Source organism: Acinetobacter tjernbergiae DSM 14971 = CIP 107465, assembly GCF_000374425.1.
In the GTDB taxonomy this organism is placed as follows: Bacteria; Pseudomonadota; Gammaproteobacteria; order Pseudomonadales; family Moraxellaceae; genus Acinetobacter; species Acinetobacter tjernbergiae.
The window spans coordinates 62,738-86,154 of the sequence record NZ_KB894368.1; the positions used below are offsets into that span (position 1 = coordinate 62,738).

At 40.7% G+C, this 23,417-nt stretch carries 23 protein-coding genes and 1 riboswitch; of the genes, 12 read left to right on the forward strand and 11 right to left on the reverse strand.

Going from position 1 to position 23,417, the window contains the following annotated elements:
• Window positions 1-49: 49 nt before the first annotated feature.
• The 4 genes from thrC to xerD form a co-directional block, all read right to left on the reverse strand.
• Window positions 50-1,189, reverse strand: coding sequence for a threonine synthase (gene thrC / locus C502_RS0112400; RefSeq protein WP_018679144.1), 1,140 nt, complete (start codon window positions 1,187-1,189; stop codon window positions 50-52).
• Between the two features lie 110 nt (window positions 1,190-1,299).
• Window positions 1,300-2,601 (reverse strand): homoserine dehydrogenase, encoded by a 1,302-nt coding sequence (locus C502_RS0112405; RefSeq protein ID WP_018679145.1) that lies wholly within the window; start codon window positions 2,599-2,601, stop codon window positions 1,300-1,302.
• A gap of 127 nt (window positions 2,602-2,728) precedes the next feature.
• Window positions 2,729-3,544 (reverse strand): DsbC family protein, encoded by an 816-nt coding sequence (locus C502_RS0112410; RefSeq protein WP_018679146.1) that lies wholly within the window; start codon window positions 3,542-3,544, stop codon window positions 2,729-2,731.
• A 119-nt stretch (window positions 3,545-3,663) separates the two neighbouring features.
• A complete protein-coding gene (xerD, locus tag C502_RS0112415; protein ID WP_018679147.1) occupies window positions 3,664-4,584 on the reverse strand; it encodes a site-specific tyrosine recombinase XerD in 921 nt (306 codons plus the stop codon).
• 148 nt (window positions 4,585-4,732) lie between these two features.
• On the opposite strand from xerD, the gene C502_RS0112420 reads away from it, so the two are divergent.
• The 5 genes from C502_RS0112420 (at window position 4,733) to ftsW (ending at window position 10,023) form a co-directional block, all read left to right on the forward strand.
• Window positions 4,733-4,993 carry a FeoA family protein gene (locus C502_RS0112420; RefSeq protein ID WP_018679148.1) on the forward strand — a complete coding sequence of 87 codons (261 nt, stop codon included), beginning with the start codon at window positions 4,733-4,735 and terminating at the stop codon, window positions 4,991-4,993.
• Window positions 4,990-6,843 (forward strand): ferrous iron transporter B, encoded by a 1,854-nt coding sequence (gene feoB / locus C502_RS0112425; RefSeq protein ID WP_018679149.1) that lies wholly within the window; start codon window positions 4,990-4,992, stop codon window positions 6,841-6,843. The genes C502_RS0112420 and feoB overlap by 4 nt, the downstream gene beginning before the upstream one ends.
• Window positions 6,844-6,920: 77 nt before the next feature.
• Entirely contained in the window at window positions 6,921-7,175 is a 255-nt protein-coding gene (locus C502_RS0112430) for a DUF6587 family protein (protein WP_018679150.1), read from the forward strand.
• 285 nt (window positions 7,176-7,460) lie between these two features.
• The gene (murD, locus tag C502_RS0112435; RefSeq protein ID WP_018679151.1) at window positions 7,461-8,819 is read left to right on the forward strand and encodes a UDP-N-acetylmuramoyl-L-alanine--D-glutamate ligase; all 1,359 of its coding nucleotides are present in this window, start codon (window positions 7,461-7,463) and stop codon (window positions 8,817-8,819) included.
• Window positions 8,820-8,829: 10 nt separating this feature from the next.
• Complete coding sequence (gene ftsW, locus C502_RS0112440) at window positions 8,830-10,023, forward strand: putative lipid II flippase FtsW (protein WP_018679152.1); 1,194 nt, start codon at window positions 8,830-8,832, stop codon at window positions 10,021-10,023.
• A gap of 48 nt (window positions 10,024-10,071) precedes the next feature.
• Here ftsW and gluQRS read toward each other — a convergent pair whose 3' ends face one another.
• The 5 genes from gluQRS to thiC all read right to left on the reverse strand — a co-directional run bounded on the left by gluQRS (window position 10,072) and on the right by thiC (window position 15,207).
• On the reverse strand, window positions 10,072-10,935 hold the full coding sequence (gluQRS, locus tag C502_RS0112445) for a tRNA glutamyl-Q(34) synthetase GluQRS (RefSeq protein ID WP_018679153.1): 864 nt from the start codon (window positions 10,933-10,935) through the stop codon (window positions 10,072-10,074).
• Between the two features lie 129 nt (window positions 10,936-11,064).
• Window positions 11,065-11,598 (reverse strand): RNA polymerase-binding protein DksA, encoded by a 534-nt coding sequence (gene dksA / locus C502_RS0112450; protein WP_018679154.1) that lies wholly within the window; start codon window positions 11,596-11,598, stop codon window positions 11,065-11,067.
• Window positions 11,599-11,787: 189 nt separating this feature from the next.
• Window positions 11,788-12,603: a 3',5'-cyclic-AMP phosphodiesterase gene (gene cpdA / locus C502_RS0112455; protein ID WP_018679155.1), complete on the reverse strand. Its 816-nt coding sequence runs from the start codon at window positions 12,601-12,603 to the stop codon at window positions 11,788-11,790.
• Between the two features lie 21 nt (window positions 12,604-12,624).
• On the reverse strand, window positions 12,625-13,236 hold the full coding sequence (locus C502_RS0112460; RefSeq protein WP_018679156.1) for an NUDIX domain-containing protein: 612 nt from the start codon (window positions 13,234-13,236) through the stop codon (window positions 12,625-12,627).
• Between the two features lie 75 nt (window positions 13,237-13,311).
• Complete coding sequence (gene thiC, locus C502_RS0112465) at window positions 13,312-15,207, reverse strand: phosphomethylpyrimidine synthase ThiC (protein WP_018679157.1); 1,896 nt, start codon at window positions 15,205-15,207, stop codon at window positions 13,312-13,314.
• A gap of 84 nt (window positions 15,208-15,291) precedes the next feature.
• Window positions 15,292-15,413, reverse strand: a riboswitch (TPP riboswitch).
• 146 nt (window positions 15,414-15,559) lie between these two features.
• Here thiC and phoU point away from each other — a divergent pair.
• Both phoU and C502_RS19760 read left to right on the forward strand, forming a co-directional pair.
• The gene (phoU, locus tag C502_RS0112470) at window positions 15,560-16,282 is read left to right on the forward strand and encodes a phosphate signaling complex protein PhoU (protein ID WP_018679158.1); all 723 of its coding nucleotides are present in this window, start codon (window positions 15,560-15,562) and stop codon (window positions 16,280-16,282) included.
• A 419-nt stretch (window positions 16,283-16,701) separates the two neighbouring features.
• On the forward strand, window positions 16,702-16,815 hold the full coding sequence (locus C502_RS19760) for an immunity protein Imm33 domain-containing protein (RefSeq protein WP_369346762.1): 114 nt from the start codon (window positions 16,702-16,704) through the stop codon (window positions 16,813-16,815).
• 283 nt (window positions 16,816-17,098) lie between these two features.
• Here the strand turns inward: C502_RS19760 and C502_RS0112480 are convergent, their stop codons facing one another.
• A complete protein-coding gene (locus C502_RS0112480) occupies window positions 17,099-17,371 on the reverse strand; it encodes an oxidative damage protection protein (protein ID WP_005154766.1) in 273 nt (90 codons plus the stop codon).
• Window positions 17,372-17,420: 49 nt separating this feature from the next.
• Window positions 17,421-18,851 (reverse strand): argininosuccinate lyase, encoded by a 1,431-nt coding sequence (gene argH / locus C502_RS0112485; RefSeq protein ID WP_018679160.1) that lies wholly within the window; start codon window positions 18,849-18,851, stop codon window positions 17,421-17,423.
• On the opposite strand from argH, the gene C502_RS0112490 reads away from it, so the two are divergent.
• The 5 genes from C502_RS0112490 to C502_RS0112510 all read left to right on the forward strand — a co-directional run bounded on the left by C502_RS0112490 (window position 18,842) and on the right by C502_RS0112510 (window position 23,416).
• Complete coding sequence (locus tag C502_RS0112490; RefSeq protein ID WP_018679161.1) at window positions 18,842-19,984, forward strand: sensor histidine kinase; 1,143 nt, start codon at window positions 18,842-18,844, stop codon at window positions 19,982-19,984. The two genes, argH and C502_RS0112490, sit on opposite strands and share 10 nt — an antisense overlap.
• A gap of 57 nt (window positions 19,985-20,041) precedes the next feature.
• A complete protein-coding gene (locus tag C502_RS0112495) occupies window positions 20,042-20,782 on the forward strand; it encodes a LytR/AlgR family response regulator transcription factor (RefSeq protein ID WP_018679162.1) in 741 nt (246 codons plus the stop codon).
• A gap of 110 nt (window positions 20,783-20,892) precedes the next feature.
• A complete protein-coding gene (gene hemC, locus C502_RS0112500; protein WP_018679163.1) occupies window positions 20,893-21,813 on the forward strand; it encodes a hydroxymethylbilane synthase in 921 nt (306 codons plus the stop codon).
• On the forward strand, window positions 21,813-22,589 hold the full coding sequence (locus C502_RS0112505; RefSeq protein ID WP_018679164.1) for a uroporphyrinogen-III synthase: 777 nt from the start codon (window positions 21,813-21,815) through the stop codon (window positions 22,587-22,589). Before hemC ends, C502_RS0112505 begins: the two co-directional genes overlap by 1 nt.
• Window positions 22,586-23,416 carry a hypothetical protein gene (locus C502_RS0112510; RefSeq protein ID WP_018679165.1) on the forward strand — a complete coding sequence of 277 codons (831 nt, stop codon included), beginning with the start codon at window positions 22,586-22,588 and terminating at the stop codon, window positions 23,414-23,416. Before C502_RS0112505 ends, C502_RS0112510 begins: the two co-directional genes overlap by 4 nt.
• The last annotated feature ends 1 nt before the right edge of the window (window position 23,417 follow it).

Below are 23,417 nucleotides of genomic sequence, written 5' to 3' on the forward strand. Positions count from 1 at the left end.
TATATAGGGAATCAATCCACTCTACTAGGAGTGGATTGACTTTTTAATATTACATATTCGAAAGAATTGAATCTTTCACTTGATCCATTGTTGCATCAATTGACAGCATCACGGCATCAGCGCATTGCTTGATTGCAGTATCTGGATCTTTTAAGCCATTACCTGTTACTGTGCATACAATTACAGAACCTTCAGCAATTTTACCCGCTTTAATATCGCGAATTGCACCGCCAATAGACGCTGCTGAAGCAGGTTCTACGAACACACCTTCATACATTGAAAGTAAGCGTTGAGCTTCTAAGATTTCAGCATCAGCCAGTTCATCAAACCAACCTTTAGAATCACGTACGACTGCTTTTGCATGGTTCCAGCTTTGCGGATTACCAATACGAATGGCTGTTGCAACCGTTTCCGGGTTTTCAACTGGCGCACCACGTAAGAATGGTGCAGCGCCATCGGCTTGGTAACCAACCATGATTGGCAAGCCTTCTGGTTTAGGACCAGTGAATTGATCTGTTGCAGCATCATAAATCACTTGTTCAAACTGATCAGCAGGTTGATTTGCAACTGCTTCGGTATAACCCATCCAGTGCGCAGTGATATTTCCTGCATTACCGACTGGTAAGCAGTGATAGTCAGGTGCACGACCGAGTGCTTCTACGATTTCATAGGCAATGGTTTTTTGACCTTGCAAACGGTAAGGGTTGATTGAGTTTACAATCGTTACAGGTGCTTGATCAGCGACTTCTTTTACTAAACGCATACCATCATCGAAGTTACCACGAATTTGCATGGTAATCGCACCATACATCATCGCTTGCGCCATTTTACCCATTGCAATTTTGCCTTCTGGGATTAATACGAACGCTTTGATACCTGCACGTGCTGCATATGCTGCTGCTGCTGCTGATGTATTTCCTGTAGAAGCACAGATGATCGCTTTAGAGCCTTCTTCAACAGCTTTTGTGACTGCCATCGTCATACCACGGTCTTTAAATGAACCGGTTGGATTCAGACCTTCGTACTTCACATAGATTTCAACATTTTTGCCAATAATACGTGGAATATTCTCTAACTTAATCAGTGGAGTATTACCTTCACCTAAAGAAATTGCGCGTGTAGTTGCAGACACAGGTAAACGGTCACGATAACGATCTACGAGACCGGTATAACGATTGGCATTCGACATGATGGTGTTCCAATATGAGGTAGAGAAAAAATCCCTCCCAACCTCCCTTTAAAAAGGAAGGGCTTCCTCTCTTTATTCATAGAAGAGGGGTGGGGGGAGATTTAAACTGATTAACTATCGAGCGATTCTAAACGAATTCTTACGATTTCGCCATGAATTGTAGGTAATGCTTGGATTTGTGCAAGTGCTTCATCCATTTTTGACTCAACAATTGGATCTGTCAAAATCACGATTGGTATCAAATCTTTTAAACGTGATTGCTGCATGATGGCATCAATACTGATACCAGCGCGGCTGAGAATTGTGGTGACATCAGCTAATACGCCTGTTTGATCTTCAGCATTTAAACGGATGTAGTAACCAGTCGTCATTTCTTCACGGCTGAGGATTGGCACATTGGTCAGTGCTTCAAATGCCAGTTGTGGAATCGTACCAGCACCATCTTCGGTATAAGAAATATCACGTACGATATCAATCACGTCAGCAACAACTGCGGAAGCGGTTGGTCCTGCACCTGCACCTGCACCGTAGTAAAGGGTTGGACCTACTGCATGTGCTTGTACTAATACAGCATTTTTAACACCATTCACATTAGCAATCAGTTCTTCGGCAGGAATGAGTGTTGGGTGGACACGTAGCTCAATACCATTGCTTGCACGGCGTGCAATGCCTAAATGCTTGATACGGAAACCGAGTTCCTCAGCATATTTCACATCTTGTGCAGTAATTTTACTGATGCCTTCTGTGTATACCTTATCAAATTGTAATGGAATACCAAAAGCGCAAGAGGCTAAAATGGTCAGCTTATGTGCAGCATCAATTCCTTCAACATCAAAGGTTGGATCAGCTTCAGCATAACCGAGTTCTTGTGCTTCTTTGAGTACGTCATCAAAGGCACGACCTTTTTCGCGCATTTCAGTCAGAATGAAGTTGCCTGTACCATTGATGATGCCTGCAAGCCATTGAATATGGTTCGCAGCTAGACCTTCACGGATTACTTTAATAATTGGAATACCACCAGCAACCGCTGCTTCATAGGCGATTTGCACAGCATTATCTTCTGCTGCTTTGAACAGCTCATTACCATGTTCAGCAAGTAAAGCTTTATTCGCGGTGACAACTTGCTTGCCATGCTTAATCGCTTCCATGATGATTTCATAGGCAGGATGAATACCGCCCATCACTTCGACCACAACATCAACATCAGGTTGACGTACGATCTCCATGAAGTCATCACTTTGTTGAATACCTTCGAGTTGTAAATCTGGACGTGGACGGCGTGTGCCTACGTGTGTAATTTGAATTTCGCGACCGGTACGGCGTTTAATTTCAGCAGCATTTTCTTGTAGTAATTTAAGGGCTCCACCACCAACAGTACCAAGACCGAGTATCGCCAGACGAACTGGTTTCACGTCACACTCCATTTTATTCAATCATTTTAATGAAGCTTGATCATAGCTAAAAAACTGCGCAGACACTAGGGCTAAGATCATCTTTAATCTGTCGCCCGAGTCGTTCTGATAGAGTGTGGAGAATGGTTTATTTTTCTAAACGTTTAACGATTTCATCAGGGGTCATATAACCGCCTAAATAGACGCCTTCAACATTATAAATTGCAGGTGTGCCATTCACGCCCATATTTAAACCTAATTGATATTGATCACGGACAGGGTTTTTACATTCTGCTGATGCGACTGGTAGACCTTGTGCAGCTTGATCAAATGCAGCTTTACGATCTTGACTACACCAAATCGCTTGCATGGTTGGCATAAATTGTTCGCCACGAGGCCATGCGATATAACGGACTTCAATGCCTTTTGCATTAATTTCAGCAAGATGCTCATGCAGTTTATGGCAATAAGGACAGCTTGAATCGGTGAAGACATAAATCACATGCTTGGCTTTACCACCTTGTGCTGGATAAACAATGAGGTCCTCAGTTTTAAGGGTGGCTAAGTGCTTTTTATTTTCACCCGCTTGTAAGCTTTCACTCACATTACGTAATTGTTTTTCTCCAAGATGAATGACATCGCCCTGAATAATATATTGACCATCACTGGTTGCATAAACTGAGCCCATTCCTTCTAGGCTGACCCAAAATAAATTAGGCACTTCAGTTTTTTTAATTGCAAGAATTTTGGCTTTGATATTGGCAGTTTTAAAGTTTTTTTCGAGTGTTGAGACTAAGCGTTGTTGAGCATTTCGTTCATTTAAAGTTGATGCTTCGCCTGTTGCAGGGGCACTGGCGGTGAGTGCATCGGGTTTTTGTGCTGAATTTTCTTTTGAGCAAGCGCTGATGAATAATGTTGAGGCTAATGCACAAGCAATCACCAACTGAGACCGAGTAAACAACATAAACAACCTTTTCATATGTATTTATAAGCTTGCCCAAGCATACCAAAAAATTAAATTGACTTCGTTAAATCTTGCTGAGGCTCTGTGAATGAAATCAAGTTGATAGATAAAAGGTGGTTTTATCCTCTTGGATGGTATTTGCTATGTAGCTCTTGCATCCGATGTTGGGCAACATGCGTGTAAATTTGAGTGGTTGATAAATCGCTATGCCCAAGTAACATTTGCACAACACGTAAATCCGCGCCATGATTGAGTAAATGGGTTGCAAAAGCATGGCGTAAGGTATGGGGTGATAACTCTGCAAGAATATTGGCTTGTAGTGCATAGCGTTTGATCGCATACCAAAAATTCTGTCGACTCATGATGCCGCCATGTTGTGTTAAAAATAAATAATCAGTACTACTTTTATAGAGTTGTGGACGTGATTCAGTTAAATATTTTTCGATCCAGTCGCAAGCATGTTGTCCAAGTGGGACAAGCCGTTCTTTATTGCCTTTACCCGTAACCCGTAAAAAACCTTGTTTTAGATTAATCAGTTCTAAACGTAAATTCAGTAATTCTGATACACGTAAGCCACAGGCATATAACACTTCGAACATCGCACGATCGCGTAGACCTAGCGCAGTATTGATGTCAGGTGCATTGATCAAAGTCTCAACATCTTGTTCCGATAAGTCTTTAGGTAAGGCTCGTCCAATTTTAGGAGAGCGGTGGGTTGCGACAGGATTATCATCTCTGAGTTTCTGTTCTCTCAGAAACTTATAAAATTGGCGTAAAGCCGATAAACAACGAGCAATTGAACGAGGGCTTTTACCTGACTTGGTGAGCGCAATCAAGACATCAGCAATATCATCACTCGACCAAAGTGGCAGTGATGCTATTTTATGTAGGTCGCTACATTGAATCAGGTCGGACAAATAGGCATTACGTGTATGTGGACTGACGGTTTGCGCCACTAAATAATCACGGAAACCGTGTAAAAAACTGAGCTGTTCAGGAATTGTGACTGCAGTTGGAATACGAGGTTTTTTATTTAACATAATCAGAAAAGTCCTTCATTCAACTGCACTGTAAAAGAAAAATGAATTGTTGTCGATCTGTCACAGAAGCGAATGCCATTGAGATTGTTTTTGGTAATTATTCTCATTTGCTTGTATACTAGCGTAAAAGAGTAAAGGGTTAGAAGCGGTGCGATTGTCAGCATTAAAAGTCAAACAAACGGCGATGATTACTAAAGTGAATCGCTTAGTAGATGATGCCGAACAGCCAGATCTTGTGGCTATTCGTTTAGAGAGTTTAGGCTTTGTGCCTGGTACACAAGTACAGGTGATTACCAAAGGTATTTTTGGTGGCGACCCGATTCTAATCCAGATTGGTTTTACTCGTTTTGCATTGCGTAAAGCTGAAGCCGATAAAATTGAAATTCAACGTGAAGGAGCACCTGCATGAGTGATGCGTTACGTGTTGCCCTTGTGGGAAATCCAAACTGTGGTAAGACCTCTTTATTTAATCATCTGACAGGAACACGTCAGAAAGTTGCCAATTATGCAGGCGTTACGGTTGAGCGTAAGATTGGGCATTTTCAACTTCCTTCTGGAAAAGCTGTACGTGTGCTGGATTTGCCAGGCACTTATAGTTTACAGGCAACAAGTCCTGACGAAGAAATTACCCGTGATGTGTGTCAAGGTAAGATTGCTGAGGAAGGGCAGCAAGATGCATTTTTATGTGTCATTGATGCCACCAATTTAAAGCTTCATCTTGGCTTAGTATTGGAAATCATTGAGCTAGGTCGTCCAATCCTTGTGGTATTGAATATGATGGACGAGGCGCGTCGTCGTGGTATTCAGATCAATACTCAAAAATTATCAGAGCGATTAGGTGTTCCCGTTGTTGAAACGGTTGCAGTCCGTAATTCGGGTATTGAAAATCTCCTACATGCCTTGGATCAAGAAAAATATGCAGTACCGCACACTGAGCTGAGTGGATTAACAGGTGAGCATCATCAGAAAATCCAAGTTATTTTTAAAGATGTCGTTCACTTTGTTGATCAGGAAGATAAGCGGACTGACTTTCTCGACAAAATCTTCTTACATCCTGTTTTAGGCTTATTAAGCCTTGCGCTGATGATGTTTATTGTGTTCCAAGCCGTATTTGCTTGGGCTGCCCCATTTATGGATGGGATAGAAAGCTTTTTTGGATGGTTAGGTACGACTCTTGGTGCCCATATTTCACAGCCTTTACTCCATAGTTTAGTTGTTGACGGGATTATTGCGGGTGCAGGTGGTGTTGTTGTGTTCTTGCCCCAGATTTTGATTCTGTTCTTCTTTATTTTAGTGTTGGAAGAGTCTGGGTATTTACCACGCGCAGCTTTTTTGCTCGACAAATTAATGTTTAAAGCAGGCCTCAGTGGTCGTGCGTTTATTCCGTTACTTTCAAGCTTTGCGTGTGCAGTGCCGGGCATTATGGCAACACGGAGTATTAGTGATCCGCGTGATCGTTTTACCACGATTATGGTTGCACCATTAATGACTTGTTCAGCACGATTACCCGTCTATGCTTTATTGATTGCTGCGTTTATTCCAAGTCAAATGGTATGGGGGATTTTTAATCTACAAGGTTTGGTACTCTTTGGCTTATATATGTCAGGGATCGTGAGTGCCTTGTGTGTTTCGATTGTGATGAAATTTCTACAAAAAGATAAATCACAACATGCGCTATTACTTGAGTTACCAAGTTATCGTATTCCAGATTTAAAGAGCGTTGGGATTGGCTTGCTTGATCGTGCCAAAATCTTTTTAAAACGTGTGGGTGGGATTATTTTTGCTCTTTCGATTTTACTTTGGTTCTTATGTACGTTCCCACAAGCCCCAGAGGGGGCGACACAACCTGCAATTGATTATAGTTTTGCGGGGATGTTAGGTCACTTGATACAACCAATTTTTGCCCCAATTGGTTTTAATTGGCAGATTTGTATTGCATTGATTCCAGCGATGGCAGCACGTGAAGTAGTCGTTGCCGCATTGGGTACGGTCTATGCTTTATCTGGCGCTGATGATGATGCAGTGGCACAAGGCTTATCACATTTAATCAGTATGGATGGTACAGGTTGGTCGCTGGCAACGGGTTTATCTTTGTTAGTTTGGTTTATTTATGCGCCACATTGTTTGGCAACCTTAGCAACGGTACGCCGTGAGACGGGTTCATGGAAACATGTGGCAGTGATGACGACTTATTTATTTGGTTTAGCGTATTTAATGTCTTTCTTTACTTACCAAATTGCATCACGCATTTGGGGTTAAGCAAGCAATCTCATAGTGAGTTGTCAGAACGGCAACTCATCCCCTTAAAAAGGAAGCTAATCATTGGAGAGTGGTTTATGTTTGAGTACTTGATTATTGCTGTATTGGTGCTGTGGAGCGCGCTTGTTGTCTTTAAAAAAGTGTTCCCTAAAACCGCAAGTTCAAGCTTTCTTGCCTTATCGAATCTCTGTCAGCGTTTGGGTTGGCATCGTTTGGCAACATGGTTAAAGCCTAAACTCGTGGTGGGTTGTGGCGGAGGTTGCGGCTGTGCTGTCGATGATAATAATGAACCCAAGAAACAAGAAACCATTCAAGCGGTCAAATGGCGTTAAAAGATAATGAGTGCTCATATTCTAGGGTACGGGCAATTTTTTAATGAAAATGAATTAAATTCAAAGAGAATCTTTAAGTCTTAAATATAAAGTGATTCTGATGTATTTTTACAATAATTATGTGGCTGACGTCTTATTTTATTGCTGATGAATATTGCAATACATGCGTTTGATTTTACGCACTGACACAAAAAAGCCTGAATAAAACGAAAACTGAAAAAGCATTTAAAACAGTAAAGTGCTAACATTTTTGCCATTCTGTAATCTGCAAAAAATGGGGCAAAAATGTTAATACAACGTGGTGGATTAAAAGTTGTGGCTGGTTTGGGAATTTCGGGTGTTTCAGCAGTCAACTTCCTACATGAACAAGGCTACCAAGTTGCAGTGACCGATTCTCGTGAAACGCCGCCAGGGCATGATCAAATCCCTACAGGTGTACGTACCAGTTTTGGGAAATTAGATACAGAACTTTTATTACAAGCAGAAGAAATTATTCTTAGCCCAGGGCTTGCACCTCAGTTGCCTGAAATTCAACAGGCGATAGAAAAAGGTATTCCAGTTGTTGGTGATATTCAACTGCTACGCCGTGCTACAGAAGTACCGATTGTCGCGATTACAGGCTCAAATGCAAAAAGCACCGTCACCACTCTCATTGGGCTGATGGCACAAGATGCAGGTAAAAAAGTGGCAGTTGGAGGCAATCTTGGACGTCCTGCATTGGATTTACTCAAAGATCAGCCAGAGTTGATTGTTTTAGAGCTATCGAGCTTTCAGTTAGAAACAACCTCACATTTAAATGCAGAAGTGGCTGTTTTATTGAATATGAGTGAAGATCATTTGGATCGTCACGGTGATATGTTTGGCTATCACAAAGCCAAACATCGAATTTTCCAAGGTGTAAAAAAGGTTGTTTATAATCGTGATGACAATTTAAGTCGCCCACTTGTCCCAGATGTCACGCCAGTGCAAAGTTTTGGTTTAAATGCACCTGATTTAAATCAATATGGTGTGCTACGTGATGCAGATGGCACGATGTGGTTAGCGCGTGGCAGAGAGCGTTTGATTCAAACCTCTGAAATGTACATTCAAGGCATGCATAACGTTGCCAATGCGCTTGCATGTTTGGCACTAGGTGAGGCGATTGGTTTAGCAACGGCATCTATGTTAGAAACACTTAAACACTTTAAAGGTTTGGAACATCGTTGCGAATACGTCAAAACAGTTGCAGGGGTACGCTATTACAATGATTCTAAAGGAACCAATGTCGGTGCGACTCTCGCTGCAATTGATGGTCTCGGTGCTGCAATTGAGGTGAAAAAAGGCAAACTGGCATTGATTTTGGGTGGGCAAGGCAAAGGACAAGATTTCAAAGCCTTACGTGGTGCAATTCAAAAATATGTTAAATCAGTGATTTTAATTGGCGAAGATGCTGCTGTAATTGAACAAGCAATTCAAGGTACAACCTTGATCCAACATGCAGCAAGTTTAAAAGAAGCAGTTGCACTCGCTCAGAATGGCACACAAGCTGAAGATGTGGTTTTATTATCACCTGCCTGTGCGAGCTTTGATATGTTTAAAAGCTATAATGATCGTGGACAGCAATTTGTGGCATGTGTACATGCCCTGAATGAAAATAAAAATTAGGAACAGATTTATGGCTGATTTAGCCCCAAATACGGTACAAAAGATTTCGCAATTATTGAGTCGGTTGCCCAAGCTTCCTGCGGAAATGACAGCACGTAATATTCTCATTTTTTGCGTCATTTCTTTGCTGTGTTTCGGTTCGGTCATGGTGGCATCCGCATCGATGCCATATGCCGAATATATTCATGAGAACCCATTTTATTTCGTTGTTCGTCATGGGATCTCAATTTTGGTTGCGTCAGTGGTCGCAATCTTAACCTACCGAATTTCTTTGAATTTATGGTTCAAGAATGCTTTTCCTTTATGGCTAGTGACGATGGTCTTGTTGTTGGCCGTACTGGTTGTTGGCTCAGAAGTGAATGGTGCTCACCGTTGGATTAAGGTTGGTGGTTTTACATTACAGCCAACAGAGATTGCTAAAATTGTGATGGCAATTTTTACCGCAGATTATGTGGTTCGTCGTGCTAAAGAAGTTCGAACGCATTGGAAAGGTTTATTGCGTTTGAGTGGAGTAATGGCATTAACTGTTGGGTTTATTGTCGCAGAACCAGACTTAGGGGCAACGGTTGTAATTGTCCTCATGATGGTTGGTGTGTTTTTCTTGGCAGGCGCACCCGCAACACAATTTCTAATTATGTTAGGAGCAATCCTCGCCGGGATTACAGCACTTATTTTATTTGAGCCTTTCCGTTTTCAACGATTAATTTCTTTTACAAACCCTTGGGCAGATCCATTAGGGGTCGGTTATCAGTTATCGAATGCGTTGATGGCATTTGGGCGTGGAGAGTGGACTGGAACAGGCTTAGGTCATAGTGTGCAAAAACTTTCCTATCTTCCTGAAGCACATACGGACTTTATGTTGGCTGTCCTTGGTGAAGAGTTTGGTTTTGTTGGTGTGACCTTGGTGATGGTTCTGTCCTTTACTATGCTGGCATGCTGTATTCGAATAGGACATCGTGCTTTGCAACATAATTACTTGCGTGCAGGCTATTTGGCATACGGTATCAGTATTATTTTTCTCATGCAGATTTTGGTAAATGCGGGGATGAATATGGGCTTAATGCCAACCAAAGGTTTGACTTTGCCATTCATTAGTTATGGGGGAACATCTTTAATGATGTGTGCTGCAATGATTAGTCTAATCCTGAAAATTGATGCATCAACGCAAGAACTCAATCCAGTTAAAGAAGAATCAAATTTCTAATCGTATCGAAAATAAAAAGCTCTACTTTAAGTAGGGCTTTTTTATGGCTTATAAGAAAGTACCTGTGAGATGGATGCCTCTAGGAATTAAATTGATATCCCATTGTTGGACAGCTTGTTGCAGCATGATACGTGGCTGGTCAAGTTCAACCAACGGTTGCCCTAAAGCTAAAATGGCTTGCTGTAATAGGTTTGATGCTTTGCTGATATCTAGTGCTTGTGCCAGATTTTGTTTAGACAGTTTTTGCCCTTGATCATTCATTGCAAGCGGTAAATGCATATAGCTGAGACTAGGATAATTGAGTAAAGAACCCAACCAGATTTGTCGAGCGGTGTTATCCAATAGATCTGCGCCACGTACCACATGAGTAATGCCCTGTAGATCGTCATCTACGACCACAGCCAATTGATAGCTCATAATGCCATCACGGCGCTTGAGTACGAAATCACCTAGATCATGTTTTAAGTTGGAAGATTGCTGACCTTGTAAGCGATCCTCAAAACAAATCAATTGATCAGCAACTTTCAAGCGAATAGCTTGATCATTGAAATCCAGATGTAAATCGCGGCAAGTACCAACATAGATATGATTTGAACCGAGCATTTTACGGGTACATTGACAGGCATAGATCGCATCTAAGTGTTTTAACTGCTCAAGGACTTGTGCATAAATCTCTAAACGATCTTTTTGGCAAATAATTTCTGCATCGGGTTCAAATTGAAAGGCATCAATACAAGATCGGATATGGTTTTCACTATTGGGATAGATACGAGGAATATCGGTATCTTCAATTCGAACTAGCCATTTGCCGTGGTTGGCTTTGGCATCACAGTAACTTGCGACTGCGGTGAGTAGGGAGCCAAAATGCAATGGGCCAGTTGGAGAGGGAGCAAATCGTCCGATGTAAGGCATAAAGATTTTATTGTTGTGTATTTCAATCCTTCTCCAGCCCCTCCTATAAAGGAGGGGAAATACTCGAATATCATAAATCTTTCAATTCGTAGTATTCCTCCCTTTTCAAAGGGAGGTTGGGAGGGATTATTAACCGTTATTTTGCTTTTCTTTGATTTCAGCCAAAGTCTTGCAATCGATACATAAAGTCGCTGTTGGACGTGCTTCTAAACGGCGTAAGCCAATTTCGATACCACAGGTTTCACAGAAACCGTAATCTTCGTTTTGAATTGTTTCAAGTGATTGTTCGATTTTACGAATGAGCTTACGTTCACGGTCACGAGTACGTAATTCAATTGCAAATTCTTCTTCCTGAGTTGCTCGGTCATTGACATCGGGAAGAGCGGTTGATTCATCTTGCATCGTATTCAATGTGCGATCAACTTCAGACATTAACTCTGCTTTCCAAGCATTTAAAATCTGGCGGAAATGTACGAGTTGTCCTTCAGACATATATTCTTCATTTTTCTTCGGCTGATAAGGCGCAATTCCAAACAAGCTTGCAGTCGTACCACTTTCTGAAGCCTTTGGTTTGGTTTTACGTACACGTTTCACAGCCGCTTTCTGATCGTCGATCACTTCTGTTTGTTCGTCCAAGACTTGATTTTGGTTGTCATTCGCCATATAGGGCATTCCTCATCATACACGTACTATCTATACGCAAAAAATATGGTGATATGCAAGTGTTTTTATAGAAACCCGAGATGGTTTCTTCCATCAGGGGTCGCCATCATATAGAGTTTTTGGGCAAGATGGTAGTCATTCTGGTCTAGATTCCTTGAGAAATTGACAATGTAATTTGTAAACAAAGGTTTAGTCATATCCAAGGACTTCAGAGCTCTTCAATCTTTGAGAAGTGGAAAGCCGATAAACTTGTGTTTCCAATTCTCCATTTGCTTTTAAACAAATATAGCGATAACCAGGGTGTTCTTCGTCAAGCGCAAATTTTTCACTCTGAGGCTTAAACTGAATACATGTTGATGGTGTTGATAAGAACACAACGTTTTGCCAAGTATTCACAGAATCTTGATGAACATGACCACAGAGAATCGCTTTGATGTTTGAGAATGGTTGAATTGTTTCTAATAAATCAGACGAGTTTTTTAGTTTGTGCTGATCAATCCATGTCGATTGCATCGCAAATGGATGGTGATGACAAGCAATGATGATATGGCGATCATGATATTGTTTTAATAATTCAGTTAATTGCTCAAGACCAATAGCAGCAATCTTTCCATCAATTCGTTTTGGTTGCGCGCTATTGAGCAAAATAATACACCAGTTACCTATTTCAACGACAGTGGGTTGATTTGGATCTGATTCATGAAATGGAAAGTGTGCGATGTCATCGTGATTGCCAGGTGTTTGAAAAAATGGAATACCTAGGCTTTGCATATGCTCAAGATAGCGATGGTATGTCACAGGTGTTGGGCTTTGTGCCAAGTCACCCGTGTGTACGATCATATCAATCTGTGGATGTTGTTGGCGCATCAAGTCAATTACTGCACGAAAGCTTTGCTCAGGTTGCATCCCGACAAATTCTAAATGTGGATACTCTAATAAGTGCGTATCTGTAATTTGTATGATCACAAAATCTTTTTGTGATAATGTTGAGACTTGAAAAGCCACCGTCTTACCCCTCCAGATTTATTATCGTCGTTGTATGTGTTGAGTAAGCCATTGTAATGCCATAATTACAGGGGCATTTCTCAAACGCCCATTTTGAAATAACATCGCAAGTTCAGAATAATCAAATAGGTGAAGTTGAATATTTTCACCTTCATCGGGTACACCAAAGATGCCGCCTTGCATGGGTAATTCAACCTCAGCTGCATATAAATGAAAGAATTCAGCGCATGCACCTGCTGAAGGATAGAAACTGAACAAGTGTTGTAATGTCTCCACCTGACAGCCAGATTCTTCTAAACTTTCTCGGCGAATACAGGTTTCAGGAGACTCATCTCCATCAAGCACACCTGCAATCACTTCAAGTTGCCATGCTGACTCTGGATCATTCAATGCACCTACACGAAACTGTTCAATCAGTGCAAAACGTTGTTGTTGATTGTTATAAAGTAAAACGCCAGCAGCTTCTGGACGATGTATCAATTCTCGCTGAATGCGTGGTGAGTAATCAGATCGATTAAATAATCGATGTGAGAGGCTCACTTTCTCAACTTGAATGAATCCTCGGAATAAAAATTCTCGAGATTCTATCGTAACGTCGGATGCTGAATAGCTGGCGTGGTCAAGAATATTCATCTTCAATCAGGATGAGATTGTACATATCTCATCCTAACCGAGAATGATGGATGGTCAAATCTTTTTTTAGTCGATTTACAGTTTGTGGTACAATTTTTGACCATGTTCCTGATAAGCGGTTTTCATCGCATTGAGACCTGCTTCAACATCTGTTTCAGCATCATTTGATTGCTTGGCATTGTGTTGGTTTTGGGCATAATCTCGCACATTCTGGGTGATTTTCATTGAACAGAATTTTGGTCCACACATTGAACAAAAGTGTGCAGATTTGTGTGCATCTTTTGGAAGCGTTTCATCATGCATACTACGTGCAGTATCTGGATCTAAACTAAGATTAAATTGATCTTCCCAGCGGAATTCAAAACGTGCTTTCGATAAGGCATTATCCCGAACTTGTGCTCCAGGATGACCTTTGGCTAAGTCAGCTGCATGGGCTGCAATTTTATAAGTGATGATGCCGTCTTTTACATCTTTTTTGTTTGGTAGACCTAAGTGTTCTTTTGGTGTGACATAGCAGAGCATTGCTGTGCCATACCAGCCGATCATTGCAGCGCCAATCGCAGAAGTAATATGGTCATAACCTGGTGCGATGTCGGTGGTTAATGGCCCAAGGGTATAGAAAGGCGCTTCTTTACAGACTTCAAGCTGTAGATCCATATTTTCTTTGATCATATGCATTGGCACATGCCCTGGGCCTTCAATCATCACTTGGACATCATGTTCCCACGCACGGTGAGTGAGCTCGCCTAAAGTTTTGAGTTCACTAAATTGTGCTTCATCATTGGCATCTTGAATACAACCTGGACGTAAACCATCGCCTAAACTAAATGATACGTCATAGGCTTTCATGATTTCACAGATTTCATCAAAGTGTGTATACAAGAAATTTTCTTCATGATGGGCTAGACACCACTGCGCCATGATTGAACCGCCACGAGATACGATTCCTGTTAAGCGGTTTGCGGTCATTGGGACATAGCGTAGTAATACACCTGCATGAATGGTGAAATAGTCAACACCTTGTTCGGCTTGTTCAATCAGTGTGTCTTTGAAGATTTCCCAAGTTAAATCTTCGGCAACGCCATCCACCTTTTCTAAGGCTTGGTAAATAGGCACAGTACCGATTGGAACAGGCGAGTTACGGATAATCCATTCACGGGTTTCATGGATATTTTTACCTGTTGATAAGTCCATGATGGTATCAGCGCCCCAACGGGTTGCCCATGTCATCTTAGCGACTTCTTCATTAATTGAAGAACCAAGTGCAGAGTTACCAATATTGGCATTAATTTTAACCAAGAAATTACGACCAATAATCATTGGTTCGATTTCAGGGTGGTTAATATTGGCTGGGATAATGGCACGCCCAGCGGCAATTTCTTGACGCACAAATTCAGGCGTAATTTCTCTTAGATTTTGCGCACCGAAGTTTTGTCCTGCATGTTGACGCATATCAACACCTTCACCTTGGCGTTGATTCTCACGAATCGCAATATATTCCATTTCAGGCGTAATAATGCCTTGTTTAGCATAATGCATTTGCGTGACATTCTTGCCTGCTTTGGCACGACGTGGGTTTTGAATGTGCGCAAATCGAATTTCAGCTGTGCGAATATCTTTTAAACGGGCTTGACCGAAATCTGAGCTTAAACTTGATAATACGTCAGTGTCATTACGTGCTTCAATCCAAGTTTGGCGAACTAAAGGTAAACCTTTATTTAAATCAATTTGTACATTCGGATCGGTATATACACCAGATGTGTCATAAACCATGACAGGGGGATTATATTCACCACCTAAGCCTGTCGGCGTTTCCGTTAAACTAATTTCACGAAATGGAACTTGGATATCTGGACGAGAACCTTCTACATAGACTTTTTTTGATGCGGGCAAAATACGCGTTAAATCTTTGGCATCTTGCTCATGTTGAGCAGAAATATCTGTAGAGGGAAGATTCGTTAATTGGTTCATGGCATGATCCTAATATAAAGCATTAACGAATCAAGCACGATCAAAAACGATGGCGAATTTATCTCTATGATAAATAGAAGCTAGGTTTTTGCTGGGCTTGATTCCTACGCAGGTGTTAACCTGATCAGGTTCAACGGTACTTATCTTTAAATCTTTTTGATTAAGATAATCTCAGCAGTTGGTTAACTGCGCTCCGTCAAGCTAGGTGTTTAGACTAACAGATTTTGAATTTTTTTTTGTATCTATTAATACCATTCGACAATAGGTAAATACATGCTATTGTCATAAAAGCTTCATCATAGCTGTGTTTTAATCACCAATCATTTTCCCATGTGTCTAGTGGAGGCATACTGTGAGTCCAAGCAATCCTGTCTTAAGTCACCATATTTCTTCACAATTTAATGAGGACCTACAAGGTGTACATACTAAATTTATGACCATGGGTGGATTGGTAGAGCAACAGGTTGCGAATGCAATTCATGCTTTATTAGACACAGATGAAAATTTGGCTATTGATGTGCAATTTAAAGATAACGTTGTTAATCAATATGAACGTGATATTGATGAAGGCTTAACTTTAATTTTAGCTCGTCGTCATCCAGCTGCAATTGATTTACGTATGGTAATCGCCATGAGTAAAGCCAATACCGATTTAGAGCGTATCGGTGATGAGGCAGCAAAAATTGCTCGCATTGCTCAGAATTTATGCGAAGAAGGTCAGTCACCACGTGGTTATATGGAAACACGCCATATTGGGAACCAAGTACGAGTGATGATCCATGATGCTTTGGATGCTTTCGCGCGTTTAGATGTCGATCAAGCTTTAAAAGTGGTGATGGCGGATGTAGACATTGATCGTGAATATCAGTCGGCAACGCGCACTTTAATGACCTATATGATTGAAGATCCACGCCATATTTCACGTGTGATTAATGTGATGTGGGTGCTACGTTCGTTAGAGCGAATTGGTGATCATGCCCGTAATATTTCAGAACAAGTGATTTATATGGCAAAAGGTATGGATGTTCGTCATACCAGTATTGAAGAAATTGAACAAAAAGTGAACCAAAAATAATAGTAAAAATAAAATAATTTTAAACCGCTCGAATATGAGCGGTTTTTTTATTGATGGATTAAATGGGGGAGAATAAATGAATCAGCACTCTCAGTTAAAGCTAGAACAAATTAAATTGTTTGGCAGAAGGATAAGGTGCTTGTTTTACTACGGATAAAATCACAGTTGAGGGTAATCCGATTAAATTTATGTATTGTGAATACCCTGATAATGATGTGGATCGTGTTAATGCCAGTCAGTTAGGCATTTTTAATCCTCTCCTTGCGAAGCGATGCTTCTCACCTTTTTTAAAGGAGGGAGTGTTTCGAAATTCAATATGGTGTTGAATTCAATGATGTTCCCCTCTTTTCAAAGAGGGGTTAGGGGAGATTGATCAATCAGTAATAACGAAAGTACGCTTAACTGATCAGCATTCAGGTTTGGAATCCGATGAGTATATGAATAATGCAAATAACATGGTTGTTTATGATGTCAATACTATTGCTCACTGTGATGAATCAATTATTCCATTGCCTTGTAGGCGGCGTCTTTGAGAAGACAATCATACCTAGTGAATTTCAACCTGTTTTTGATTTTACTGTTGAAGAATAAAAAAATCCCAGACTTCGGGGGAAAGTCTGGGAGAGAAATATCATGCACTGCTTGAGATATCAAATGATCTCTTTGTGTTTCTGTTATTCAATATAGCTTTGTGATAGAGCTTTGTCATGTAGACAACTGTGTATACTCTGTAATGCTTTATTACTTATGTAAATATCACGTAAAAAGAGAGCTATATTTAGCTCTCTTTGATTCAGTGGTGTTAGCTGAAATGATTTATTTTTGTTCCGTCCAACCTTCTGCTTTTTCAACACTTTCGTCATTGTTGAAGAATTTCTCACGTTGTTCTTCAAGAAACTTCTTCGCATCGGGTTCGAACACATTGAGACGTTTTTCATTAATCAATGTGGTTTGGTGTTTTAACCATTCTTGCCATGCTTGTTTTGAAACAGTTTCAAAGAACTCTTGACCTTTTGCCCCTGGAAATGGAGCAAAGTCTAAGCCCTCAAGTTCTTGTTTGTATTTACGGCAAAGTACTTGTCTAGTCATCACGACATCCAGTAAAAGTCCCTCTTTTATCAAGAGGGATTGAAGGAGATTAATATAGCTGTTCTAGGCGCGTGTGCGCACGTACAATTGCTGCTTCAACTTGTTTTGGTGACGTTCCACCGATGTGATCACGCGCGTTAACAGAAGCTTCTAAGGTGAGGGCTTTGTCAAATACATCTGCTGTGATCAAATCAGAGAACTGTTGTAGCTGTTCGAGTGTTAGTTCAGATAGATCTTTTTCTTCTGCGACACCTAACGCAACCGCTTTACCCACAATTTCATGTGCATCACGGAAAGCCACACCTTTTTTCACAAGATAATCTGCAAGGTCAGTTGCAGTTGAAAAACCACGTAATGCAGCTTCACGCATAATTTCAATATTTGGAACAAGGGCAGGCACCATGTCAGCGAATGCCATGAGTGAACCACGCACTGTATCAATCGCATCAAATAGCGGCTCTTTGTCTTCTTGGTTGTCTTTGTTATATGCTAGTGGTTGACCTTTCATGAGGGTCAATAAGCTGATTAAATCACCAAAAACACGACCTGATTTACCACGAACAAGTTCAGGAACATCTGGATTTTTCTTCTGTGGCATGATTGAAGAGCCAGTACAGAAGCGATCAGGGATGTTCACAAATTTGAATTGTGCTGACGTCCATAAGATGAGCTCTTCTGACATACGTGATAAATGCATCATGATCAGAGATGCTGCTGCATTAAACTCAATGGCAAAATCACGATCTGAAACAGCATCAAGAGAGTTTTCTGAAACAGCTTCGAAACCCAATAATTCTGCGGTATAAGCACGATCAATTGGATAGGTTGTTCCTGCCAATGCTGCTGAGCCTAATGGCATGCGGTTTACACGTTTGCGGCAATCTTGTAAGCGTTCAGTGTCACGTACTAACATTTCAAACCATGCTAACAAGTGATGACCAAAAGTCACAGGTTGAGCTGTTTGTAAATGGGTAAAGCCAGGCATAATGGTGTGGGTATTTTTACTTGCTAGACCCAATAAGCCTTTTTGCAGGCGTAATAACAAACCCAAGATGTCATCAATTTCGTCACGTAGATATAGGCGGATATCAGTCGCAACTTGGTCATTACGGCTACGGCCTGTATGTAATTTTTTACCTGTGATGCCAATCCGTTGAGTCAATCTTGACTCAATATTCATGTGTACATCTTCTAGGTCAATACGCCATTCAAAGTTGCCTGCTTCAATTTCAGCTTGAATCGTGCTTAGACCTTGGATAATGTCATCACGTTCAGCTTCAGTGAGAACGCCAACTTTAGCAAGCATAGTTGCATGTGCAATCGAACCTGCAATATCTTGTTTATAAAAACGTTGGTCAAATTGCACAGATGCGGTAAATTCTGCAACAAATGCATCTGTTGCTTCCGCGAAGCGACCGCCCCACATACCAGAGGTTTGGTTAGGGCTTGCTGAAGAAGAGGATTGAGAAGATGTGGTCATGGCAGCTCAGTAAAATAAAAAAGAGTATAGCAAATCCAAACGCAGTTGCTGAAATTCGACGCAAGAAGTTATCGCAAACTCGTCAAATGAATTCATCAGGGTCCTATTTTTTTACGAAAATCGGGCAATGGCAACATTTATTGGAATTAATTGTTGCAAGCAATGTGTTGGCAATGGTGTTGGCACTAGCAGAAGCTCACTCATGGCAAGCATTAGATAGTCTTCATGTTTTACAATATATGTTCTTTATCAACTGGGTAATTTTATCTTTTTCCGCTTTTGTTGACTATTTTCAAGAGTTTTTTGCCAAATTTAGTCAGAAAATGGCATTAATTTTAGGTTTTGTTTTACTTCAACTTATTGTTTTACTTACGACTTGTATCGTCAATATAATTCAATATTGGGCGACACGGTCAAACGATTTTTCTCACGATATCTTATTTCAAGGTGTGAGTTTGCATTTGAGTTATGGCATATTGTTGGGTGCATTCTGTTTGCGTTATTTATATATGCGTGAGCAATGGATGAATCAGCAATACAGTGAGCTGAATGCACGTATCCAAGCCATGCAGGCACGGATTCATCCGCATTTTCTATTTAATAGCTTAAATAGTGTGGTGAGTTTGATTGCGATTGATCCTGATAAAGCTGAAAATATGTTGATTAGTTTGTCACGTTTATTTCGAGCTAGTTTCCAAGAGCTGAAGTTGGTAACTTTGGCTGAAGAAATTGATTTATGTCAGCAATATTTAAGTATAGAAAAGATGCGCTTAGGTGAGCGTTTACAGGTAGAATGGAATATACAAGCAACGCCTATAGAATTAAAACGGGTCACAATCCCATTATTAACATTGCAACCTTTGTTAGAGAATAGTATTTTTCATGGGGTAGAAAAAGTTTTGCAACCTTCAACTATTAGTGTATTGGTTGAAATATTGCAAAATCAAGTCAGTATAGTCATTACTAACCCTTATTCTCACGATACAATAAAATCGAAAAAGGGAAATGGAATTGCGATAGAAAATGTGGAACAGCGTTTAAGAGCTTATTATGGGCGTACGGTGAAGTTTCAGGTTTATGGGGGAGGGGCTTTATATACGACCGTGGTAAGTTATCACTATCGAGTAAAATAATAAGTTAAGTTAACCATAAAAATGATGGATGCAGTTAACGGTGACAAGGAGGAGAGGATGAAAGTTCTGATTGCTGATGATGAACCTCTCGCAGTAGAGCGTTTGTCACGTTTAGTGACCCAAATGGGACATGAGGTGATCGCTACGGCACATCATGGGCAAGATGTGTTAAACCATATTGAAAACGATTCGCCCGATGTCGTTTTATTAGATATTCAAATGCCAGGGATGAATGGTTTGGAATGTGCTGAGCAGATCAGCCATTTTAATCCGCGTCCTGCAATTATTTTTTGTACGGCATATGATCAACATGCACTGGAAGCATTTAAATTTCAAGCACAGGGATATTTGCTTAAGCCTATTGCACAACAAGATTTACAACAGGTGTTCAATAGTCTAACGCAACTTACACAAGCACAAATGACTGGTTTACAACAACAAGACGATATGTACGATACGAAGACTCAACGCCATCAGATTGCTGCGAAGACTTATCGCGGGGTCGAACTGATTCCTATAGAGAACATTTATTATTTTCTAGCAGATCAGAAATATGTCACTGTTCGACACAAAAATGGCAGTGTTCTGATTGATGAAACATTGAAAGATTTGGAGTTTGAATTCTCGGATCGCTTTATTCGAATCCATCGTAATGCATTAGTTTCTCTTGATTATTTGGAAGGGCTAGAATTAATTGCGGCGGGACAGTATCAAGTGCGATTACGTGAACTTGATGAACGTTTATCTGTGAGTCGCCGTCATTTGCCAAGTTTAAGAGAATGTATGCATCAATTATAAATGCCGTATTTTAGTGAGATGAATGCTCACTTTATGATTTTTTACTTGCAATTTTAGGCGATCAAGTTAAGTTTGGAACAATTGCTTTGATCAATACTTAACTTGAATTTATGAAAACCTTAAAAATTGCGACTCGACAAAGCCCTTTGGCCCTTTGGCAAGCGGAGCATATTCGCGCTCGCTTAAACGCGCTTTATCCAGATTTAACGGTTGAATTGGTGAAGTTTGTGACCCAAGGTGACAAAATTCTCGATACGCCATTAGCAAAAATTGGTGGCAAAGGCTTATTTGTAAAAGAATTAGAAGCAGCCTTGTTAGATGGTCGTGCTGATCTGGCGGTGCATTCTATGAAAGATGTACCTATGCACTTACCTGAAGGTTTAACACTCGCGGTGATTTGTGAGCGTGAAGATCCTTTAGATGCATTTGTTTCGAATCATTACCTGCATTTTGATGAGCTACCTCTCGGTGCAAAAGTGGGGACATCAAGTTTGCGTCGTAAATGTCAGATTTTACAATTACGTCCAGATTTAGAAATTGTAGATTTACGCGGTAATGTTGGAACGCGCTTATCTAAATTGGATGATGGTTTATATGATGCCATTATTTTGGCAAGTGCAGGTTTAAAACGTTTAGGTCTAGCGGATCGTATTCGTCATTGTTTAGCACCAATCATGAGTTTGCCTGCGGTAGGGCAAGGGGCGTTAGGGTTGGAGTGTCGTTCAGATGATGCTGAACTATTAAAGTTAATTGCCCCACTTCAACATGAAGAAACATCAATTTGTGTTCGTGCTGAACGCGCATTTAATGCCTATTTGGAAGGTGGCTGCCAAGTTCCTATTGCTGGATATGCAACGTTGCTGAATGATGATCAACTACAGATTGAAGGGCGAGTAGGGAGTGTAGATGGTCAGACGTTGCTTAAAGAACAGCTTGTCGGTGAGATCGCACATGCTGAGCAATTGGGTGAACAACTTGCGCAACGTTTATTGGCGCAAGGCGCTGGTGAACTTTTAAAAGCGTTGCATTGATGCTTTTTATTAATACCCGCCCTGAAGATCGTGCTTCTACCTTAACGCAAGCGTTACAAGAAGTGGGTTATCAGGTTGAGACTTTGCCATTGTTGGAATTGGTCGCTGAACCTTTTTTGGAATCTTTACAGCAGTTATATCAACAGCTTGAGCAGGTTCAAGTCATCGTTGTTGTCAGTCCGACTGCTGTTGAGGTGGGTATGAATTATCTACAACAAGCGGGTATTTCATTGGATCAGCTTAAACATGTTCAATGGATTGCTGTGGGGCAGGCAACCGCTCAAGCCTTAGCAAAGTTGAATGTTGTAAGCCATGTGCCTGAAGTTGAAAGTTCGGAAGGGATGTTGGATCTTCCGATTTTAAAACAGCAGCAACACTTAAAGAAAATCGCATTTTGGCGTGGTTTTGGGGGGCGACAATTCATGATGCAGCAATTGCAGCATCAGGGTGTCGAAATCTTGAATTTTGTGCTCTATTCTCGCCAGTGCCCAAAACAGAGTGCGATCATATTTCCTGAAATATTAAAAAAAATAAGCTTAAACCATCCAGCCGCAGTGTTGATCAGTAGTGAAGCGAGCTGGAATCATTGGCAGCAACTTTGTGCTCAAAGTGAGGTGGATTCTGAATGTGTATATCTCGTTTTGGGTGGGCGGTTGGCGCAAATATTAAAAAATGCACAGATGCAAACAAGTAAAGTAATTAACATTATTCAGCTTGATAATTTATCTGTATCAGAGATTATTCAACGTGTGGATGCTTGGCAAGGAAAGGTATGAGAAAAATTGTTTATTTGATCTTATTGCTGAGTTTATTGTGGTTAGCCAAACTCAGTTATGATGTTGCACAATATTCTCAAATCGTTCCTCAACTTCAGCAACAGCTTGCCAAAACAGAGCAACGTTATACCTTATTGAATGATCAATTTGTCGCAGTACAGCGCCAATTAAAGGATGGCACTATTGCTGATGCTTCAGAATCGAAAACAAGTCCACCAACAATTGTTACAGGTATAGCACCTGTTATTTTAATTAAACAGCAATTACAGCTGGTTCAGTTTTCATTGGATCAACAGCAATTTATTTATGCACTTGATCATTTGAATCAAGTACAGCAGCAGCTTGCTCAATATACAGTATCGCCTGCGCTAGAGCGTAGTTTGATGAAAGCAATTGAACAAGATAAGCATGCGATTCAGCATTATGTGCTTGTGCAAACACAGCAACAGCAACAACTCGATACTTTATTGCAGCAGCTTGATCAGAAGCTTATACAGGAAATTAAAACCCCAAATCTTAAAACTCAAAAAGCAGAAAGTAATGCATGGTGGCATTGGTTTAGACTGGAAAAAATTCAGCCGATGCAGCCAGATTTAATCAATCGTCACCTTATTTTAAAAGAAGCGCAATTACGATTGCTCCTTGCCTCACAAGCACTGCATCAAGGTCAGGTTTCGGAATATCGAAAATCGATTCAAGAGGTGATGCAGTTATTGACACAGTTACCTGATCAAAATAGTCAGGCGATCAAGCAGCGTCTAGAAAAGATTTTAAATCTTCCTGTTGTACCAACACCGAAATTAACCACACTGGGTCTGTTGGGATAAT

Excerpts from the sequence above, each read along its gene's own strand:
- C502_RS0112490 (WP_018679161.1), top strand. The coding sequence starts at position 18,842 with ATGTGGTCATGGCAGCTCAGTAAAATAAAAAAGAGTATAGCAAATCCA.
- thrC (WP_018679144.1), bottom strand. The coding sequence starts at position 1,189 with ATGTCGAATGCCAATCGTTATACCGGTCTCGTAGATCGTTATCGTGAC.
- C502_RS0112480 (WP_005154766.1), bottom strand. The coding sequence starts at position 17,371 with ATGACTAGACAAGTACTTTGCCGTAAATACAAACAAGAACTTGAGGGC.
- ftsW (WP_018679152.1), top strand. The coding sequence starts at position 8,830 with ATGGCTGATTTAGCCCCAAATACGGTACAAAAGATTTCGCAATTATTG.
- murD (WP_018679151.1), top strand. The coding sequence starts at position 7,461 with ATGTTAATACAACGTGGTGGATTAAAAGTTGTGGCTGGTTTGGGAATT.
- C502_RS0112495 (WP_018679162.1), top strand. The coding sequence starts at position 20,042 with ATGAAAGTTCTGATTGCTGATGATGAACCTCTCGCAGTAGAGCGTTTG.
- argH (WP_018679160.1), bottom strand. The coding sequence starts at position 18,851 with ATGACCACATCTTCTCAATCCTCTTCTTCAGCAAGCCCTAACCAAACC.
- C502_RS0112510 (WP_018679165.1), top strand. The coding sequence starts at position 22,586 with ATGAGAAAAATTGTTTATTTGATCTTATTGCTGAGTTTATTGTGGTTA.
- thiC (WP_018679157.1), bottom strand. The coding sequence starts at position 15,207 with ATGAACCAATTAACGAATCTTCCCTCTACAGATATTTCTGCTCAACAT.
- C502_RS0112410 (WP_018679146.1), bottom strand. The coding sequence starts at position 3,544 with ATGTTGTTTACTCGGTCTCAGTTGGTGATTGCTTGTGCATTAGCCTCA.
- feoB (WP_018679149.1), top strand. The coding sequence starts at position 4,990 with ATGAGTGATGCGTTACGTGTTGCCCTTGTGGGAAATCCAAACTGTGGT.
- C502_RS0112460 (WP_018679156.1), bottom strand. The coding sequence starts at position 13,236 with ATGAATATTCTTGACCACGCCAGCTATTCAGCATCCGACGTTACGATA.
- C502_RS0112430 (WP_018679150.1), top strand. The coding sequence starts at position 6,921 with ATGTTTGAGTACTTGATTATTGCTGTATTGGTGCTGTGGAGCGCGCTT.
- xerD (WP_018679147.1), bottom strand. The coding sequence starts at position 4,584 with ATGTTAAATAAAAAACCTCGTATTCCAACTGCAGTCACAATTCCTGAA.
- gluQRS (WP_018679153.1), bottom strand. The coding sequence starts at position 10,935 with ATGCCTTACATCGGACGATTTGCTCCCTCTCCAACTGGCCCATTGCAT.
- dksA (WP_018679154.1), bottom strand. The coding sequence starts at position 11,598 with ATGGCGAATGACAACCAAAATCAAGTCTTGGACGAACAAACAGAAGTG.
- C502_RS0112505 (WP_018679164.1), top strand. The coding sequence starts at position 21,813 with ATGCTTTTTATTAATACCCGCCCTGAAGATCGTGCTTCTACCTTAACG.
- hemC (WP_018679163.1), top strand. The coding sequence starts at position 20,893 with ATGAAAACCTTAAAAATTGCGACTCGACAAAGCCCTTTGGCCCTTTGG.